Origin of the sequence: Nitrospina watsonii, from assembly GCF_946900835.1 — a bacterium.
Taxonomy (GTDB): Bacteria; Nitrospinota; Nitrospinia; order Nitrospinales; family Nitrospinaceae; genus Nitrospina; species Nitrospina watsonii.
The window spans coordinates 1,831,731-1,847,715 of the sequence record NZ_OX336137.1; the positions used below are offsets into that span (position 1 = coordinate 1,831,731).

At 56.6% G+C, this 15,985-nt stretch carries 15 protein-coding genes and 1 tRNA gene; 8 read left to right on the forward strand and 8 right to left on the reverse strand.

Going from position 1 to position 15,985, the window contains the following annotated elements; translation table 11 throughout:
• Positions 1–10: 10 nt before the first annotated feature.
• The gene (locus QML71_RS08465; RefSeq protein ID WP_282011490.1) at positions 11–1,789 is read right to left on the reverse strand and encodes a B12-binding domain-containing radical SAM protein; all 1,779 of its coding nucleotides are present in this window, start codon (positions 1,787–1,789) and stop codon (positions 11–13) included.
• 51 nt (positions 1,790–1,840) lie between these two features.
• Positions 1,841–2,161 carry a cupin domain-containing protein gene (locus QML71_RS08470; protein ID WP_282011491.1) on the reverse strand — a complete coding sequence of 107 codons (321 nt, stop codon included), beginning with the start codon at positions 2,159–2,161 and terminating at the stop codon, positions 1,841–1,843.
• Between the two features lie 288 nt (positions 2,162–2,449).
• On the opposite strand from QML71_RS08470, the gene QML71_RS08475 reads away from it, so the two are divergent.
• Both QML71_RS08475 and QML71_RS08480 read left to right on the forward strand, forming a co-directional pair.
• Positions 2,450–2,527 (forward strand) — tRNA-Pro (locus tag QML71_RS08475).
• A 119-nt stretch (positions 2,528–2,646) separates the two neighbouring features.
• Positions 2,647–3,567, forward strand: coding sequence for a cation diffusion facilitator family transporter (locus QML71_RS08480; protein ID WP_282011492.1), 921 nt, complete (start codon positions 2,647–2,649; stop codon positions 3,565–3,567).
• A 117-nt stretch (positions 3,568–3,684) separates the two neighbouring features.
• Here QML71_RS08480 and QML71_RS08485 read toward each other — a convergent pair whose 3' ends face one another.
• Positions 3,685–3,927 (reverse strand): hypothetical protein, encoded by a 243-nt coding sequence (locus QML71_RS08485; protein ID WP_282011493.1) that lies wholly within the window; start codon positions 3,925–3,927, stop codon positions 3,685–3,687.
• A gap of 62 nt (positions 3,928–3,989) precedes the next feature.
• A complete protein-coding gene (locus QML71_RS08490) occupies positions 3,990–4,508 on the reverse strand; it encodes a pentapeptide repeat-containing protein (RefSeq protein WP_282011494.1) in 519 nt (172 codons plus the stop codon).
• Positions 4,509–4,736: 228 nt separating this feature from the next.
• Here QML71_RS08490 and QML71_RS08495 point away from each other — a divergent pair, with 228 nt between their 5' ends.
• Positions 4,737–5,060 (forward strand): rhodanese-like domain-containing protein, encoded by a 324-nt coding sequence (locus tag QML71_RS08495; protein WP_282011495.1) that lies wholly within the window; start codon positions 4,737–4,739, stop codon positions 5,058–5,060.
• A gap of 3 nt (positions 5,061–5,063) precedes the next feature.
• Here the strand turns inward: QML71_RS08495 and QML71_RS08500 are convergent, their stop codons facing one another.
• Entirely contained in the window at positions 5,064–6,167 is a 1,104-nt protein-coding gene (locus tag QML71_RS08500) for a hypothetical protein (protein ID WP_282011496.1), read from the reverse strand.
• A 63-nt stretch (positions 6,168–6,230) separates the two neighbouring features.
• Positions 6,231–7,310: a mechanosensitive ion channel family protein gene (locus tag QML71_RS08505; protein ID WP_282011497.1), complete on the reverse strand. Its 1,080-nt coding sequence runs from the start codon at positions 7,308–7,310 to the stop codon at positions 6,231–6,233.
• 134 nt (positions 7,311–7,444) lie between these two features.
• Between QML71_RS08505 and QML71_RS08510 the strand changes: the two genes are divergently transcribed.
• Genes QML71_RS08510 through QML71_RS08520 form a run of 3 tightly spaced genes read left to right on the forward strand, consistent with a single transcriptional unit; the run spans position 7,445 to position 12,055 of the window.
• Complete coding sequence (locus QML71_RS08510; protein ID WP_282011498.1) at positions 7,445–9,640, forward strand: M20/M25/M40 family metallo-hydrolase; 2,196 nt, start codon at positions 7,445–7,447, stop codon at positions 9,638–9,640.
• Positions 9,637–11,268: a gamma-glutamyltransferase gene (ggt, locus tag QML71_RS08515; protein ID WP_282011499.1), complete on the forward strand. Its 1,632-nt coding sequence runs from the start codon at positions 9,637–9,639 to the stop codon at positions 11,266–11,268. Before QML71_RS08510 ends, ggt begins: the two co-directional genes overlap by 4 nt.
• A complete protein-coding gene (locus tag QML71_RS08520; RefSeq protein WP_282011500.1) occupies positions 11,225–12,055 on the forward strand; it encodes an N-formylglutamate amidohydrolase in 831 nt (276 codons plus the stop codon). The genes ggt and QML71_RS08520 overlap by 44 nt, the downstream gene beginning before the upstream one ends.
• 13 nt (positions 12,056–12,068) lie before the next feature.
• On the opposite strand, the gene QML71_RS08525 is transcribed toward QML71_RS08520, so the two are convergent.
• Positions 12,069–13,298, reverse strand: coding sequence for a spore maturation protein (locus QML71_RS08525; RefSeq protein WP_282011501.1), 1,230 nt, complete (start codon positions 13,296–13,298; stop codon positions 12,069–12,071).
• 141 nt (positions 13,299–13,439) lie between these two features.
• Between QML71_RS08525 and QML71_RS08530 the strand changes: the two genes are divergently transcribed.
• Positions 13,440–14,213 (forward strand): formyltransferase family protein, encoded by a 774-nt coding sequence (locus QML71_RS08530; protein WP_282011502.1) that lies wholly within the window; start codon positions 13,440–13,442, stop codon positions 14,211–14,213.
• A gap of 30 nt (positions 14,214–14,243) precedes the next feature.
• Here the strand turns inward: QML71_RS08530 and QML71_RS08535 are convergent, their stop codons facing one another.
• Positions 14,244–15,296 carry an Lcl domain-containing protein gene (locus QML71_RS08535; protein ID WP_282011503.1) on the reverse strand — a complete coding sequence of 351 codons (1,053 nt, stop codon included), beginning with the start codon at positions 15,294–15,296 and terminating at the stop codon, positions 14,244–14,246.
• A 94-nt stretch (positions 15,297–15,390) separates the two neighbouring features.
• On the opposite strand from QML71_RS08535, the gene QML71_RS08540 reads away from it, so the two are divergent.
• Complete coding sequence (locus tag QML71_RS08540) at positions 15,391–15,867, forward strand: hypothetical protein (protein ID WP_282011504.1); 477 nt, start codon at positions 15,391–15,393, stop codon at positions 15,865–15,867.
• Positions 15,868–15,985: the final 118 nt, after the last annotated feature.

The window sequence follows — 15,985 nt, forward strand, 5'->3', positions numbered from 1 at the left end:
GAGTGGAAAATCAGACGACCAACGACGCCAGCCGTTCCTGAATGATTTCCTTGTCGTGGTAGCCGAGGTACAGCAGACCGTCGGCCAGCGAGTAGTTGTGGGGAAAGGTCATCACTTCGCGGCTGATCTTCTGCACGATCTCCTGATACAGTTCCGTCGCCTGTTCCGGCGTCAGCCCCTCGCGCACCTTGTGGTTGAATCCCAATGCAAGATCGTGGTGCGGCGGATTCGACAGGCCGTACACCTTGAACGCTTCCGGGTCTTTGGCAATGGGCGTGCCCTTCTCCAGATCGAACTGCGAAGCGATGCAGGAAAAGCCCGGCGATTCCAGAATGCGCTGGTTGTCCATCACGAAGTTGATCGAGTCCATCACCTCTTCCCGCGTTTCCGTCGGGAACCCGACGAGGATGTAAAAATGCATGCCCATGCCAATACGGATGCACTCCTCCACCGTTTCGTCGATGACATCCTTCGGGCAACCTTTCTGCATGAAATCGAGAACGCGCTGGTTGTACGATTCCATGCCGAAGATCAATTTGCGGCAGCCGGACTTGTACAACAACTCCAGCCGGTTGTCGCGCAATAAACTCTTTTCGAATTTCAGCTCGCCGGTCCACTGCACATCGACTTCCTCTTCCACCAGTTTCTGCGCAAAGGTACGCAGAAAATTGATCGGCAGCGCCTCGTCGGTGAAGAAGAAGTAACGGCAGTTGTACTTTTCCTTCAGGTTCTTGAAATCCTGCACCACCGTCTCCGCGTAGCGCACGTGGAAATCGATGTGGTCGAACGGGATCGAACAGAACGCACAGCGTTCCCAGTAGCAGCCGCGCGACCCCATCACCGGCAACACCCGCTCCGGCGACAGATACAGATCGAACGGCATGCCGTCGAAATCCGGTGTCGGCAACGCGTTCAACTCTTCTTTGCCGAACGGCCGGTTGACCTGCACGGTTTCGTCCTTATCCTTATAAACCAGATTCGGCACCTGGGTCAGGTCGCCTTCGCCGCGCAATTGCTGCACCAGCTTGAGCAACGGCGTCTCCCCCTCGTGCACAATGAAGCTGTCCACGAAATCGAACAACGGCGATCCCTTCTCCAGCGCATCCACCAACTTGGTGAAGATGCTGCCGCCGACGGTGACATGGATTTCCGGCCGCGCCGTCTTGACCAGATGTGCCAGGGTCAATCCCGGAATCACCTGCTCAACCGAAGTGATGGAGATGCCGAATATGTCGATGTCTTCTTTCAGGATACCGGGCAGGTAATGCTCGCGGTACAGGTCGAGGAAAAAGTTTTCGTCCGGATTCTCGAACGACTGGAAGATTTCCTCGGTGGAATATGGGGAGTAACGGAGTTGGCTGCCGATGACCGTCAACTGCGACGGATAGTACGGCGACAGGATGTTGTCCAGCCAGACGTCGATGATCTTCAGCGACTCCATGTAGCGGTCGATCTCGTAAAAATCCTCGCAGCGCAGCGACGCCTTGGCCGCATCAATCTGGTCGCACAGCGCCGGGATGATCTCCTGCGCTTCCATCAGTTTTTCGTATTTTTCGCGTTCGAAATCGGAGAGCTGCGGCTTCGCGCCCAGTTCCCGCGCCTGTTGGACGATGCGGTCGTAGAGCGGTTTGGTTTTTTCCCACGTGCACAGGTGGTCGAGCAGTTCGATCGCCAGGTCACGCTGGACGACATCCTCGATGCCGTTGTGGTGCAGAAAGCCCTTGAGGGCAGGCAGGCTCAGATAAGGTTGAGAAGGATGCCACGACGATGGAAAAACCAGGTAAATCATGTTTTAAAACATCCCGTACGCAGGCCGCAAAGCCGGGTTTGAGTGGGTTCGTTATTGCGGTTTCGGAGCCATGAACACCAGCATCACCAACCGCCGGTCGGTGTGGTTGACGACCCCGTGTTCCTCTCCCGAGGGGGCGAGGGTGATCTCATCCGCCGACATCTCCTTCTCCTCCCTGCCGACCGTCACCATGCCCTTGCCTTCGAGAACATAGTATATCTTGTCCGAGCCCTCGTGCGCATGAACTTTTTGCGCCTGGCCCGGTTCCAGGCAATAGACGTCGCAGAAAAACCGATCCGTGTCGAACAGGCTGACCTTGTTCATCTTCTCAGCCTTGAAGGCCGCCTGCTCCCGAACCTTGAGAACTTTCATGCCCACCCCTTTGTCTTAAGAAGGCCGGGGAAGGCCCCAAGCCCATTGAAATTGCGAAGTTTGAGGGATTCTACCACAGAACCAGAGGGCTTCAAGCAAAATTGTAGGAGCGATTCTGACACGGCCCCATGGCGGGGGGATAATGTGTTGACTTATCTGGGGACATCCACTATTTTGAAATCACAATCCGGTCGCCGGGCGTCCCCGTTGCAAAGAAAGCATTCCCAAAAACAGGCGGAATTCGAGACGTCCGCACCGCCCGCCGGAACCGAATCGAGTGATTAAGGTCGGGGCGTAGCGCAGCCTGGCTAGCGCACCTCAATGGGGTTGAGGGGGTCGGAGGTTCAAATCCTCTCGCCCCGGCCAGTTTTTATAAAGGGTTACGGGGAATCCCGTAACCTTTCTTTTTTTACGTCACCGACACAGATACCGAAACCGCATTTCCTTTTCATAGTTTTTTTAATTTCCCTTCTACCTGACGAGTCATGTCCTCATCTGGCGGTTCGACCAAAGTCATTTTCATCGCCCTGTGTGCCAACCTCGGCATCGCCATCGCCAAGTTCGTCGGCGCGTCCATCTCCGGCAGTGCGGCATTGCTGGCGGAAGGCATCCACAGCGTCGTCGATTGCACCAACCAGGTTTTACTTTTAGTCGGTGAAAAGAGCTCGCGCAAACGGCCATCGGCATCGCATCCTTTGGGCTACGGCCGCGAGTCGTTTTTCTGGTCGTTCGTGGTGGCGATTTTGCTGTTCTCGATGGGCGGGTTGTTCGCCATCTACGAAGGCGCGCACAAGATCGCCGACCCGCATGAAATGACCAATCCCGGCCTCGCTCTCGGCATCCTGATCTTCGGCATCGTGCTGGAAGGGTATTCCTTTCTCGCGTGTCTGAAAGAAGTGCGTAAGCGCGACCCCGGCATGCCTATCTGGAACTGGTACCGGCGCACCACGCGGGCGGGTTTGCTGGTGATTTTCACGGAAGATTTGGGCGCCCTGCTGGGACTCGTCATGGCGTCGGTGTGCATCGGCCTGTCGTGGGCATTGCACGATCCCATGTGGGACGCGCTGGGATCGATCCTCATCGGTGCGCTTTTGGTGATTCTGGCGGTGGTGCTGTCGGTGGAGGTGAAGAGCCTGATCATCGGCGAGGCCCCGGCCAAGGATTACCGGCACGAGGTGGAAACGATCACCCGCGAATACCTGCCCGGCTCGAAAATCCTGAACTTCATCGCGCTCAAGACCGGCGACAACGAAGTGATGCTGAGCATCAAGATCCATCCCGGCAGGATTCAGAAGGTACCGGACCTGATCGAAGCGTTCAATCAGATCGAGGACCGCATTGGCGAGCGCTTTCCGGAGATCAAGTGGAAGTTTCTGGAACCGGACGACCGCGAAGACATTTACTAGCGGCGGGAGGGTGTGGATCGGTAGCGGTCCGTGGCAGTAGGCACATCAGCCCAATCGAGCCGCCGTCCTCCCCCCCTATGCCGCCAAAAATACAGGCCGCTATCAGGCCGTCTTCTTTCATTCCTCTTTTTTGTCTTCCAGGCTATTGGCAATCATGATGTCGGCAATCTCATAGGAGCGTTCCGTGATGCGCACCTTTTCCGCGGCCATTCCTTCCGAAGCCAACAGTCCCTGCATGGCCAGGCCCGCCAGCCAGTCGCGGCGGGAAATCCCCGTGGAAATGTAATTCAGGTCAGATTCATCTCCGCCCGTTCGCAGCAAACTATGTGGGTACACCGTACCGCCTTCATTGGCTTTCATAATGCTCTCCTCAAATAAACTGCCATGGATATCGAATGGATGATTGGATGCGACACGGATGCTCACAGCATGGAATTTAAAAACTCCTCATCCTCGGTGTCGTCGCTGAGGTATTCCGGGAGTTTGGTGTGGGCGTCGTACTTGGCGGATTTGATCTGCCCGATGCTCAACCCGGAAGCCTCCACCAGGTTGGTGCCTTTCAGGTTGGCCTGATGGAACTCGACATCTTCGTTGAACTGGCAACCCTGCAAATCGGCGTTTTCCATGTTGGTCTGCATGAGGGACGCTTCCATCAGGTTGCAGCCCTTGGCCTGTGCGCCCGTCAACTGCGCCCCGTTCAGGTTCACTTCCTGCATGCGGGCCTGATTGAGGTTGGCGTTTTCGAGATTGGCGCCGCTTAAGTTCGCGAACTGAAGCTTCGCGCCCTGCAGGTTGGCGTCTTTCAGGTTGGCCTTCGACAGATTGGCGCCGCGCAGATCCAACTCCGACAGGTCCACCGCCTCGCCCATGTTGGCCTCGCGCCAGGCATTCCAGCCTTCGACGCCTTTTTTGATCAACTCCATGTGTTGCTGATTGCCCATAACAGTCAGTCCTCCGGATAAAACTTGAATGGCATGCCAAGGCGGCACAAAACCGCCCAGCTGTACAGAAAACGCTCCCAAAATTGCCCCAATCTTATCAGAAAATCGGGAGCCTCATTATCAAATTAACCCCGTCTGCGGGCGACTTTCCCGGTTTTCCCATAAAATTGAAAACCTTTTGGCCGCTGCACCATCCCAACCATGAAACCGCATTCAACGGAGCGTACCATGTCCCAGATCAAACAAATGAGTGTCCAGCAACTCCACGACCTGCTCGACGCAGGTCCCGTCAACGTTCTCGACATCCGCGATGAAGCCTCGTATGACGCCGGGCACGTGCCGAACGCCGTTCCCCTCAGCCGCACCCCGGTGGAGCAATGCATGGAGAAGTTCGACAAGGACCAAACCCTTGTGGTGTGCTGTTACCACGGCATCTCCAGCATCGAGGCGGCCATGTTTTTCAGTCAGCAAGGTTTCGCCGACGTGCACAGCCTGATGGGAGGGTATGAAGCCTGGCACCGCAGTTACAGCGAAGACGACGGGATGGAATGACGCCTATTGCCCGATGGGCAACGTCAGCAGAGGAGCCGAGGAAGGCACCTTGCCCGCCTGCAATGAAAAAATCTGCGACAACAGGGAGAACGTCGATTTCGAATTGAGGTCGGAGTCATCGATGTAAAACCAGGTATTTCGGTGCAAAATCGACACCGCGAACGAATCCGACTGATAATCCTCTCCGTTGCGGACCCGCAACAGCGTACCCGTCAATTGCTGCCAGTCGAAGCGGCTGCCGTCTTCATTACGCGTCACCGTCACCTTGCCCTTGTTGACGTGTTCTTCCGGCACTTCCACGCCCTGCGACAGGTAGTACATGACTCCCAGCAAAGACCGCGTCTGCACGCGGATGAAACGCGGATCGTTCACCGCGCTCACATAATAATTTCCATTGATCGGCGCCACTTCCAGAAGCTCCGACAGCATGCGGGCATCCTCCGATCCCTGCACTTCCTCATCGAGCTTGATGACGATCATGGGCACTTCATTTTCTTCGATGTATTGCAACTCCATCAGGTCGTCCTTCTGAAAGGTACGCAGGATCGACACCACGCGGGTGAAGGTCTCAAATTCCGGAGGACGGCTGGGAGTCGGGCCGGAAGCGCCGGGGGCGTTCTTCAGCCGGTTCATGCGTTGGAAGCACAGGCGGAACAGACGGTCCACGCGCCAGCCGGAATGGTACAACAGCGTCACGGTCTGCATGGTGATCGGCGTCAGCACGCGCTGGATGAACTTGTCGCCCTGAAGAGGAGAATAGGTGATGGTGGGTTTGTCCTGCATCTGCGCTCCAGCGCCGAATCCAAATACAGAGAAGCCCGCTTCCGGGACGGAGGCGTTGGCGTTGGCGTTGGTGGTCATTGTGAACTGCGACGCCACACTGCTGACCTCCAGAAAATACGGCGTGTCGCGGTACTTCAACCGCACCAGGTTCAACAGCAACTGCTGATCGTTGGTGCGCTGGATGGCGACATTGTAATTGGACCGTTCTCCTTGAAGACGGTCGGCACCCAGGCTGGTACAACCGGAAACAGCCATTGCCAGCGCCAGGATCAGAGCGGGAAGTCCGGGACGTTTGAAAGGAGTCGGGGGGAACGCAAGCCACATGCTGAAAACAAAACCTCATTCAAAAATTTCAGAACGGGATCATACGGGGAATTCCGGGACCTGTCAAACCGGGGACGGGCCGGAACCGGGCTGCATCCCCTGCTCCATGAGGATGGTCTGCGTCGGAAACGCAAACTCGATGCCCTCTTCCTGAAATTTTCTGCATAAAGCAAGGTTGATGGCCTGCTGCGTGTTCATCAGAAAATCGTATTCGCCCTTTAGCAACCAGTACACGATCTCGAAATCCAGAGAGTACGGGCCAAACTGCTTGAAGTGAACCCGGTCCACGCGCGTCTCCGGCTGCGCCTCGATGATTTCCTGAATCATGCCGGGGATGCGTTCGAGTTTCTCCGCCGGGGTGTCGTACACCACACCGATTGCAAACAACTGCCGGCGCTCGGGCAACTTATGGTAATTGCGGATGCGGCTGTCCAGCAGGTCGGAGTTCGGCACCACCAGGCGTTCGCCGTTGATGCTCTTGAGTTGAGTGGATTTCAGGCCGATATGCTGGACCGTGCCCATGTCCGTGCCGGCGATGATGAAGTCGCCAATGACAAACGGCTTGTCCATGATGATGGTGAGCGACGCGAACAGGTCGCCCAGAATCTTCTGCACCGCCAGCGCGATGGCGATGCCGCCGATACCAAGCCCGGCCACCAGCGCCGCGATGTCCACGCCCATGTTTTCCAACGCCACCAGCATCAACAGCGCATAAAACACAAGCAGGATCAGAAACTTGATGACGCCCAGCGCGGTGGCAAAGGACGCATCTTTCTCTTTCTTTTTCTGGTAGGCCTGGTCCGCCCAGAGCAGGATGGCATTCTGCCCCCACACGCCGACCAAAGCGAGCATGATCAAAAAGACGACATGGCCCCACTTCACCATCGTGTCGTCCGGCAGCGGCAGCTTCTGGCTGCCGACATAGACTGCGATGATCAGTAAAAACAGCCAGTGTGTTTTTTCAGCCAGGCGTTGCACCAGGCGATCGCCCCACAGCTTCGAATTTTTGTATCGTTTTTTAAATAGAGCCTGCAACCGGCTGCGTACGAACGCCAGAATCGCCAAAGTCAAAACGGTCCAGATCGCGGCTTCCAGCCATACCGCCCACGGGTTGTGACTCATCCATTCGTTTACGATATCCATAACCCACTCACCTTATTGAATTTTCAAATCAACCCTCACAAAACGCCCTGAAAAGCGGTACAATATCCATCATACTTGGAAACCGGGAAATTGGGAAGTTTTGCCCAAATTATCACTTTTTCAGGAATTTCGATATGAAGGTCGCCGTCATCTACAACAAGAACCAGTCCGAAGTCATCAACGTATTCGGTGCCCAGAATCGCGAAATTTACAATCCGAAAACCGTTGAGCGCGTGGCAAGTTCCCTGGAAAAAGGCGGACACAACGTCCGCGTGATCGACGGCAACATTCATTTGATCGAAAAGCTGAACGAGTTCATGCCGAAAGTGATGCACGGCGAACAACCCGGCATGGTGTTCAACATGGCGTACGGCATCCAGGGCGTGAGCCGTTACACGCACGTGCCGGCACTGTTGGAAATGGTGGGCATTGCTTATGTCGGCTCCAGCCCGGCGGGGCACGGCATCGCCCTCGACAAGATCACCTCCAAAGTCCTGTTTCAGGCCAACGGCGTGGCCACTCCGCGCTACTGGTCGTTCTTCAGTGAGGATCAGATTCCGGCAGACATCCCTTTTCCGGTCATCGTCAAACCCAAAATGGAAGCGGTGTCGATGGGCATCGAGGTGGTGCACGACATCGAACGCCTGCGTGAAACGGTCAAGACCCTGGTCAAGGAATACAACCAGCAGGTGCTGGTCGAGGAATTCATCCCCGGACGCGAGTTCGCCGTCGGCCTCCTGGGCAACGGCGATCCGGAAGCCCTCCCCATCGTCGAGTTTGATTTGGAAGGCGACCCCAACGCCATTCAGACTTACACCGAGAAAATGAAGAAACCCAAGGAGAAGATCTGCCCGGCCAAGATCGACGATGCCACGGCGGAAAAAATCAGAGAACTCACCAAAGGCGCCTTCCGCGCGCTCGGCCTGTTCGATTTCTGCCGCGCCGATTTCCGCATGGACGACAAAGGCAACCTGTACGTGCTGGAACTCAACTCCATGGCCAGCCTGGGGCTGACCGGATCTTACGTCCATGCCGCCAAGGTGGCGGGATACACGTATGAATCTCTCATCAACCGCATGCTCGATGTGGCGGTGGAACGGTACTTCGGCGAAAAAGAAATGAATGAGGTGCAGGAACCGGAACCCTTTTTCAAAAGCTTCATCAAAAGGCAGACCACCTCCCTGCCGGTGCGCCTGCGCAGCTACCTGCGTGGAAACATAGGCACCATGGAAGACTACCTCGCGCACCTGGTCGAAATCAATTCCTATGCCCGCAATATCGACGGCGTCAATTCGCTCGGCAAATGGATTTCCAATCAGCTCGGCCGCATGGGATTCCAACGCGAGGTGCACACCAAGGCGGAGTTCGGCAATGTGCTCTACTTTTCCAACCACACCGATGATGAAAACGACATTCTGTTGATCGGCCAGCTGGACAATCCTATCCCCAATCAGGATTACGTCGCCTACCAGGAAGACCGGGGCAAGCTGTACGGCTCCGGCGTCTATTACGGCAAGGGAGGGCTCGCCATTCTGTTCGGGGCCATCCAGGCGCTGCGTTACACCCGATCGCTGAAAAAAGTCAAATGCGGCATCCTGCTCATCTCCGACGAAACCGCTGGCGGGCGTTCTTCCAAAAGCCTGATCGAAGACTTGTCAAACAAAGCGAAATACGTTTTGGGATTGCAGGGCGCGGGGCTTTCCGGGGAAGCCACCACCTCTTTTTCCGGCGTGATGAAGTACAACGTCGAAATCAAATGGGCGCCCAGTAAATTATCGAAAACGAAATCGGAACAGACGGACCTGATCTCCTTTCTCACGCAGAAGATCAGCGCCCTGCGTAAAATGACGTCGAAGGACGACGGCGTGGAAGTGGCCATCACCTCCGTCAACACACAGGGACTGGATGAGGCGACGCCGGACTTTGCCAATCTCACCTTCCGCATCCGGTTCCGCTCGCCCGACCTCAGCCAGCAACTGAAGGACCAGATCTACAAAACCTTCGAGGTCAGCGCCACCAATCCGATCAAGGTCAACATTTCGAGATCGTTGTTGCGGCTGCCGTTGATGCAATCGGAAGCCACCGGAAAGTTTTATCAGAGCGTCGAGAAAATCGCCAAAAATCTGGAAATCCGCATTCAGAAACAACACGGCACCGCTTCCACCTCGCTGTGCTATGTCTCGCCGGACAAACCGGTGCTCGGCAATATGGGTCCGATCTCCGGCGGTATGGGCACCCGCAACGAATATGTGGTCCGCGACAGTCTGCTCGACCGTTCGGTTCTCCTTGCCTACCTCATCTACCTCGCTGCGAATGACTTCAAGGAATGAAACTCGATAAAATTGAAACCCGACTCGAGTCCCGGGCGGACAAGAAAAGCGCCATTGCCCGCAAGGGAATGGTGTCCACTGCATTTCCGGAAGCCACTCAGGCGGGCGTGGACATTCTCGGCGCAGGCGGCAATGCCGTCGATGCCGCAGTGGCTGCGGCGCTCGCTCTCGGCGTGTGCGAACCGCAGGCCAGCGGCCTGGGTGGCCAGTCTTCCGGCATCCTGTACCTGAACGACAAAGTCATTTATGTCGATGGCTCCAGCCGCGCTCCCTCTCTCGCCCACATCGATCAGTATGCCGACGACGACCTGCTGGTCGGGCATCGCGCCACCACGGTGCCCAGTACGGTGGCTTTTCTCGGCTACCTCAATTTTCGTTACGGCCGCATGAGTTGGCGGCAGGTGCTGGCCCCGGCCATCCGCATCGCCCGCGAAGGCTACCGCATCACGCCCCTGCAAAGCCAGTTGCAGGAACGCGAACTCGAAATCTTTCAGAAAGACATCTGCCGCTGGGGCGCCCGGTATTTTTTGAAAGACGGCGCCACTCCCTTTCAACCCGGCGACCTGTTCGTGCAAAAGGACCTGGCCAATCTGCTTGAACATCTTTCTTACAACGGACCCAACTCGTTTTACCAGGGAGAGATCGCGGAGTTGATCGACGCCGACATGCGCGCTCACGACGGGTTTGTGCGCAAGGAAGACCTGGCGTACATCCCGTGGCCGGTCGAGCGGCGGCCGATCAAACGCCGTTACCGCAAAACCCAGATATACACCTGTCCACCGCCGACTTCCGGACGCACGCTGTTACTGGTTTTGCAGATGCTCAACAACCTGCCGTCAAAATTTCTGCGGGAACGCTCACCGGAGTCGTATCACTTCATCGCCGAAACGTTTCGCAAAGCGTTGATGAACCACAAGGAGAGGCCGTACGACCCGAACATTTATCCGCAACTGCCGGATGACAAGCGCATCCTGAGCAAAGACTACGCGCGCTACCTGTCCTCGACCATCCGCAATGTCATCGATCCCAGCCTGCCGCTGGTCGAGCCGTTTCAATCGGGTCAGGACACAACGCATCTTTCGGTGATGGATGGCGACGGCAATGCCATCGGCATCACGCAATCCATCGAACGCGTTTATGGATCGCACGCGGCGGCCGATGGACTGGGTTTTCTCTATAACAATTACATGAGCGCGCTGGAAGTGAAGGACCCCAGCCATCCCTACTACCTGCGCCCCGGTGCGGTGCCGTGGAGTTCCATCGCGCCCGTTATTCTTTTTTATAAAAAACAACCGTGGATGGTGGCAGGCAGTCCGGGCAGCGATCGCATCTTCTCCACCATGAGCCAGTTCCTTTCGCACATCATCGACGGCAATATGCCGATCGACGAAGCCATGATCCATCCGCGCCTGCATTGCACGCTCGGCGGCATCCTCAGTTACGAAAAGGAACGGTTCCCGAAAACCATCATCAGGTATCTGAAAGACGCCGGATACAAAATGACGCCGAAAGATCCCTATGCGTTTTACCTGGGGGCCGTGCACGCCGTGGTCAAAACCCAGACCCGGGACGGGTTCCAGGGCGTTGCCGAAATCCGCCGCGACGGCACGGCCGCAGGGATCGATTGACGCCATGGCGCCCCTGCCCTGCCTGATCACCGTACCGCATGGAGGAACGCAGGTTCCCGGTTTCCTCGCAGGACGGTTCATCCTCAGTGAGCGGGACGTGTTCGACGACATCGATGCCTGCACCCGCGGCATCTACGACTTGTCCGATCTGGTGATGGTGTGGAAGGACACCGACATCGCCCGGCCTGTCGTCGATCTCAACCGCGGCCGGGAGGACCGCCCTCCCACCAATCCCGATGGCGTCGTTAAAACCCACACCTGTTTCAACGTGCCCGTGTACGATCCGCAACAGCCGCTGGACGACGCGCTGGCCGACGATCTCATCCACAAATACCACCAACCGTTTCACAGCTTCATCGAAAGCGTTGTGAAGCTGCGCCACGATCTGCGCATCGCCTTCGACTGCCACTCCATGTCGGAGTTCGCACCGCCGGTGGCGAACGATGCAGGGCAACCGCGCCCCACGTTCTGCCTCGGTAACCGCTTCGGCGACAGTTGCCCGGATGCCGTCGCCCGGATGCTGGCCACCAGCCTCTGCCGGGTGTTCGAGTTGGAGGAAAAAGAAGTCACGCTGAACCAGCCGTTCGCCGGAGGCTACATCACCCGCCGTTACGGCGGCCGTCCGCTGCCGTGGATACAGATCGAGATGAACCGCAAACTGTATCTCAAGGACCCGTGGTTCGATACGGACACGCGGACGGTCGATCCCGACCGGCTGGCGTTTTTGCGGAACCGTATGGGCGCGGCGCTGCGCCTGTTTTTTGAACTGTGGGATGATTCCCGGTGAGAGTCCGGCCACCTCAACCGAAGAACCAGTAGCTGACGGCAATGGCAGCCACAATGCCTCCGGCATCGGCCAGCAAGGCACAGGGCAAGGCATGGCGGGTGTGGCGCACGCCGGCCGAACCGAAGTACAGCGCCAGCACATAAAACGTGGTTTCCGTACTGCCTTGCAATACCGAGGCCAGCCGCCCGGCAAAGGAGTCGGCTCCAAACGTCTGCATGGTTTCGACCATCATGCCGCGCGCGCCGCTGCCGCTCAATGGCTTCATGAACGCCGTCGGCAACGCATCAACGAAACGCGTGTCACCCCCCACACCCAATACCAGCCAGCGCACGCCATCCAGCAGCATCTCCAACGCGCCGCTGGCGCGGAACACGGCGATGCCCACCAGCATGGCAACCAGGTACGGCACGATTTTGATGGCGACCTGAAAGCCTTCCTTCGCACCGTCGATGAACTCATCGAACACGTTGAGCCGGCGCCACACGGCGGCGGCCATGAAAGCGACCATCACCGTGAACAGTAACAAGTTGCTGAGCCGGGCCGAGTGCGCCTGCATCGTTGCCTGGTCCAACTGCGCGAAGTACAGCAACAGTCCTCCGACCAGCGCAAGCAGACCGCCGAGATACGCGAGCACCACCGGGTCTTGCAGGCGGATGCGCTGTACCGTCGCCACCGCCAGCAATCCCACCAGCGTCGAACAAAAGGTGGCGATGAGAATGGGGATGAACACATCGGTGGGGTCCGCCGCCCCTTGCTGCGCCCGGTACACGAAAACCGTGACGGGAAACAAGGTCAGCGACGAGGTGTTGAGGACAAGAAATAAAGTCTGCGCGTTGGTGGCGGATTCTTTTTCCGGATTCAGCGTCTGCAACTCGGTCATGGCTTTGAGGCCCAGCGGTGTGGCGGCGTTGTCCAATCCCAGCAGGTTGGCGGAAAAGTTCATGACCATCGCGCCGAAGGCGGGGTGCCGTTCCGGAATGTCCGGAAACAGCTTGCGCAGCAGAGGTTGCAGAAATCGCACAAACAGGTCGAGCACGCTGCCCCGTTCGCCAATACGCATGATACCCATCCAGAAACTCATGATACCGACGAGGCCGAGCGCGATCTCGAAGGCCACACGCGACATCTCGAACGTCGCGCCCATGATCTGCACGAAAACGTCGCCCTGGCCCCAGACCAGCCACTTGAGCAGGGCCACGAAGAAGGCAATGAAGAAAAATGAAACCCAGATGAAGTTCAGCAACAGGTTGGCTCCGGTTCACGGATTCGGAAAGACGATCGTGAAAAACCGGGGGCATTGTACCATTCCGGCCTTGGTAACGGCAGCGCCTCTGTTATAATTTCAAAAATTTGCAACGCAAACCCATCACTCGTTACAGGGCGCATGCATCCTCCCAGACTGGTATTGATAACGGGACCCGAGTTGCGGCACGAATACTTTGTCCGCCACATCAATCGGCATTTTGCGGTCGATCTCGTCTTGCTTGAAACCAAGGAGTATCCGCCAACGCCCGCGGCTTCGAAAGAGGCACAAGCGGCGTGGCACTGGTTTTTTGAACGCCGGGAACAACACGAGGAAGAGAGGTTTGCCTTCGTCCGCGACCTGCCCCGAGTCAACCCACCCGTTTACGCAGACCTGTCCGCAGACGAACTGAACTCGGACCGGCTTCGCGACCAATTGCAAGACATCGATCCGGACCTGATTCTGTTATTCGATTGCGGCCTGATTGGAGGCGATCTCATGGAGGCGTTTCCCGGTCGCATCCTCAACCTTCATGTCGGCCTCACCGAAGCGTATCGCGGGTCGTCCTGCAACTTCTGGCCGATTCACGATGAGCGCCTGGACTGCCTGGGTGCAACCATCCTGCAAATAAACCCCGGCATCGATACCGGAGCCATCCTTGACCAAAGTACGGTGACGGTCGAGATCGATGACGACGAGCAGTCGTTGATGGCCAAGACCCTCGTTCTGGGAGTGGAGCGCATGCTGGAAGTGGTGCGCCGCTGGCAACGCGGTGCGCGCACCGCCCACCGTCCCGAGCGGGACGGCATTTTATGTCAGCGAAAAGATTTCAAACCGGAGGCGGTGTTGCGTGTCAGGAAACTGGTGGAAAGTCCCCGCTGGGAAACCTTGATCGCCGAACACACCGGCATATGAACGCTTCCGCGAAGCCAGGGACGGAACGGTTTATTTGACATCGCGCACCAGGCGAATGCTCATGGTGGGGCTGCCATAGTTCAGGTTTTCGGTCTGGGCGTAGCCACCGACGAAAAAGAAATACTTGGCAGATTTTTCGCCGACCCGCTCGCGGGTCCAAAATCCATAGCCACCCCCCTCGTCAAAAGCTTTCGGATACCCCACCGGGTACTCCTGATTGCGGTCAAAAGCCAGCTTGGTGCGATCCGGATCGAACGTGCTTTTGTATTCCTGCACGGTGGGTACGCGCCAGTCGGAGTATCCCGCGTAGCGCCGTTGATTCATCTTCTCCACCCAGTTCATGGCTTCCTGCCAGGACGAAGGATATCTTTTCTCGATGATGCGGAAATCACGCGTCATCCACATCAGGTTGTTGACGGTATCGAGGGCGGTGTGATTTTTATAGGCCACCCAGCTTCCAATATTATTGCTCGAGGCCTGCAAATCCTGCTGGCGCAAGTGTTCTCTGTAAACATTGAAACCCAATGCGAGCCCGATCACAACCAGGATGCCGGCAAACCAGTAAAGCGCCGATTTTTTGAGCTTGACGATGCGGACGTTCAGCCCGGTCGCTTCCCGTCCCAGCTTCATCTTCTCTTCTTCCATTTCCTGCAGGGCCAGATCCAGGCGTTCATTGCGCAGGTTTTGTTCATAAAGTTGAATGCATTGCTTCAGCACCTTGATGGCCACATTGAAATCGATCGGCTTTCTGACAAACCGGTACACCTCCCCCTTATTGATGATGTCTTCAATCGTGCGATCCTCCACCTGAGCGGCGGTCAATACCCGCACCGTATTCGGGGAAACCCGTTTGACGATCTCCAGCAGTTCGGTGCCGCGCATGCCGCTCATGCGTTCATCGGTGAACACCACCGCAATCGGCCCATCGTTGGCCACAACATCGGCAGCGCGCATGGCCCCATCGCAGGCAATCACCTGGAAGCCCATCTGATTGAATATCTTTTTTGCCGACGCCAGCACTTTTTTTTCCGTGTCAACAAACAGGACTTTATATTTCTGATTTTCTGTCGTTCCGGATTCCATAATTCCTTGATTTGGTCGTATTTATGTCGTTAACATCATTAGTGTAAGGGAAGTGAACCCAGCAACAACTTTTTTTTCGAAACCGGTGCGGACCGTGAACTCAAAAAAAAGCAGCCTCTATTTCAAAACATTCTGCCTGTTTGCAGCCATGCTGCTCTGGCTGGTTCCCTGGGCCGCCCCCGCACAGGTGTCCGATAGCGAGGGGACCTTTGTCGAGCAGGGTCCGGTCGCCTTCGACACAGAATACCAACTGGCGGAAAGCCGCAGTTCAATTGTCTTCAAAATTCGCAACGATGGACCCCGCACCATCAGCCACCTGTATGCATGGATTTATCGTTACGAAGAAGGCCCAAACGGGCCGATCGATTTCCGCCTGGTCAACAATCCTCATCGATCCGCCATCCTGATTGAAGGCGGTCCGCATCGGTCCGGCAAGGTGGCTCAATGGCGATTCACCCTGAATGATCTGGAACTGGCCCAAGCCGGCGAAAAGTTCACCCTGAAGATCAGCCCAAAAAGTGTTTTTTATGCGCATCTCGAGCCCCGGGTACTTCCCTCCACTCCTGAATAGCACTACTTTCCTCAAGCGTTTCCCCTATTCCAGCAGCAAGACATCGGTAAACCCAAATAAAGTGCCTTTTCCCTGTCAGGGCCGGAGCCTCTAACCCCTTTTAAAAAAAGCTTCCCAG

Bases quoted from the DNA above. Each gene is read 5' to 3' on its own strand.
- QML71_RS08490 (WP_282011494.1), bottom strand. From the start codon at position 4,508: ATGGGCAATCAGCAACACATGGAGTTGATCAAAAAAGGCGTCGAAGGC.
- QML71_RS08470 (WP_282011491.1), bottom strand. From the start codon at position 2,161: ATGAAAGTTCTCAAGGTTCGGGAGCAGGCGGCCTTCAAGGCTGAGAAG.
- QML71_RS08495 (WP_282011495.1), top strand. From the start codon at position 4,737: ATGTCCCAGATCAAACAAATGAGTGTCCAGCAACTCCACGACCTGCTC.
- QML71_RS08485 (WP_282011493.1), bottom strand. From the start codon at position 3,927: ATGAAAGCCAATGAAGGCGGTACGGTGTACCCACATAGTTTGCTGCGA.
- QML71_RS08530 (WP_282011502.1), top strand. From the start codon at position 13,440: ATGCATCCTCCCAGACTGGTATTGATAACGGGACCCGAGTTGCGGCAC.
- QML71_RS08480 (WP_282011492.1), top strand. From the start codon at position 2,647: ATGTCCTCATCTGGCGGTTCGACCAAAGTCATTTTCATCGCCCTGTGT.
- QML71_RS08535 (WP_282011503.1), bottom strand. From the start codon at position 15,296: ATGGAATCCGGAACGACAGAAAATCAGAAATATAAAGTCCTGTTTGTT.
- QML71_RS08500 (WP_282011496.1), bottom strand. From the start codon at position 6,167: ATGTGGCTTGCGTTCCCCCCGACTCCTTTCAAACGTCCCGGACTTCCC.
- QML71_RS08510 (WP_282011498.1), top strand. From the start codon at position 7,445: ATGAAGGTCGCCGTCATCTACAACAAGAACCAGTCCGAAGTCATCAAC.
- QML71_RS08465 (WP_282011490.1), bottom strand. From the start codon at position 1,789: ATGATTTACCTGGTTTTTCCATCGTCGTGGCATCCTTCTCAACCTTAT.
- ggt (WP_282011499.1), top strand. From the start codon at position 9,637: ATGAAACTCGATAAAATTGAAACCCGACTCGAGTCCCGGGCGGACAAG.
- QML71_RS08505 (WP_282011497.1), bottom strand. From the start codon at position 7,310: ATGGATATCGTAAACGAATGGATGAGTCACAACCCGTGGGCGGTATGG.